Origin of the sequence: Microbacterium sp. Leaf351, assembly GCF_001423825.1 — a bacterium.
GTDB lineage: Bacteria > Actinomycetota > Actinomycetes > Actinomycetales > Microbacteriaceae > Microbacterium > Microbacterium ginsengisoli.
In genome coordinates this window covers 44,139-45,821 of the sequence record NZ_LMPK01000033.1, presented here as the reverse complement: position 1 = coordinate 45,821, position 1,683 = coordinate 44,139, and the positions used below count along the sequence as shown (strand labels likewise).

1 protein-coding gene is annotated in these 1,683 nt (G+C 70.2%); it reads left to right on the top strand.

Annotated elements, in window-relative coordinates:
* Nucleotides 1-1,683, top strand: a 1,683-nt coding sequence (locus ASG00_RS14530; protein ID WP_442922635.1) for an alpha-1,4-glucan--maltose-1-phosphate maltosyltransferase, incomplete at both ends; no start/stop codon positions are given.

Here is a 1,683-nt window from a genome sequence, read left to right as displayed (position 1 = left end):
CCGCGTTCGCGGGCGAGGCGGTGCCGTTCAGCGTCACCGCGTTCCGCGAGGGCCACGACCTCATCGGCGTGCACGTGCGCCTACTCAGCCCGAGCGGCGACGAATCGCTGCACGCCCTCGCGCCCGTCGACGGCGTTCCCGACCGGTGGAGCGCACTCGTCGCCCTGCGTGAAGAGGGCACCTGGCGGTTCCGGTTCGAGGCGTTCGGCGACGACATCGCGACCTGGCACCATGCGGCATCCGTCAAGATCGCCGCCGGCGTCGACATCGAGCTCATGCGCGAGTCGGGAGCGCTCCTGCTCCTGCGCGGCGCCGCGGAGAAGGACCGGCCGACCGCCGAGCGCGCGCAGCTGCGCGCCCAGGCGGAACGACTGCGTGACAGCACCGTCGACACCGTCGCCGCGCTCGCGATCGTCGACGACCCGGCCCTCGCCGCCGCGTTCTCACGCCGTCCGCTGACCTCGCTCGTCACCCTCGGCGATGACCTCGCCCTCCTCGTCGAGCGCGAGCGCGCCGGTGTCGGTGCCTGGTACGAGTTCTTCCCGCGGTCCGAGGGCGCGCGCCGCCAGCGCAACGGCGTCGTGAAGAGCGGCACCTTCCGCACCGCGACCAAGCGCCTGCCTGGAGTCGCCGGGATGGGCTTCGACGTGCTGTACCTGCCGCCGATCCATCCGATCGGTGTCCGCAACCGCAAGGGCCCGAACAACACCCTCACCGCCGGCCCCGGTGATCCCGGATCGCCCTGGGCCGTCGGCGGCACCGAGGGCGGACACGACGCCGTGCATCCCGACCTCGGCACGCTCGCGGATTTCCGTGCGTTCGTGCGCGCAGCCCGCGCAGAGGGCCTCGAGGTCGCGCTCGACCTCGCCCTGCAGGCCTCGCCCGATCACCCCTGGGTCACGGCGCATCCGGAGTGGTTCACGACCCTCCCCGACGGCACGATCGCGTACGCCGAGAACCCGCCGAAGAAGTACCAGGACATCTACCCCCTGAACTTCGACAACGACCCCGAGGGCATCCGCACCGAAGTGCTGCGTATCGTGCGGCACTGGATCGCCCAGGGCGTGCGCATCTTCCGGGTCGACAACCCCCACACCAAGCCCCTGCAGTTCTGGGAGTGGCTCATCGCCGAGGTCACGCGCACCGACCCCGACGTCGTCTTCCTCGCAGAGGCGTTCACCCGGCCCGCCCCGATGCGCGCCCTCGCGATGGGCGGATTCCAGCAGAGCTACAGCTACTTCACCTGGCGCAACACCAAGGCCGAGCTGGAGGAGTTCCTGCAGACCGCGGCGGACGAGACATCCGACTTTCTGCGCCCCAACCTGTTCGTCAACACGCCCGACATCCTCACCGAGTACCTGCAGTTCGGCGGACGGGCCGCGTATGCCGTACGCGCCGTGATCGCCGCCACCGCGGCCCCCAGCTACGGCGTGTACGCCGGCTTCGAGCTGTTCGAGAACGTCGCCCGTCCGGGCGCCGAGGAGAACATCGACAACGAGAAGTATGAGTACAAGTTCCGCGACTGGGATGCCGCAGAGGCCCGCGGAGACTCGCTCGCACCGTTCCTGCGACGCCTGAACGAGATCCGTCGCGCTCATCCCGCCCTGCGGCAGCTGCGCAATCTGCAGGTGCAGTGGAGCGACGACGACGCCGTGCTCGTCTATGTGAAGCACCTGCCCGCGG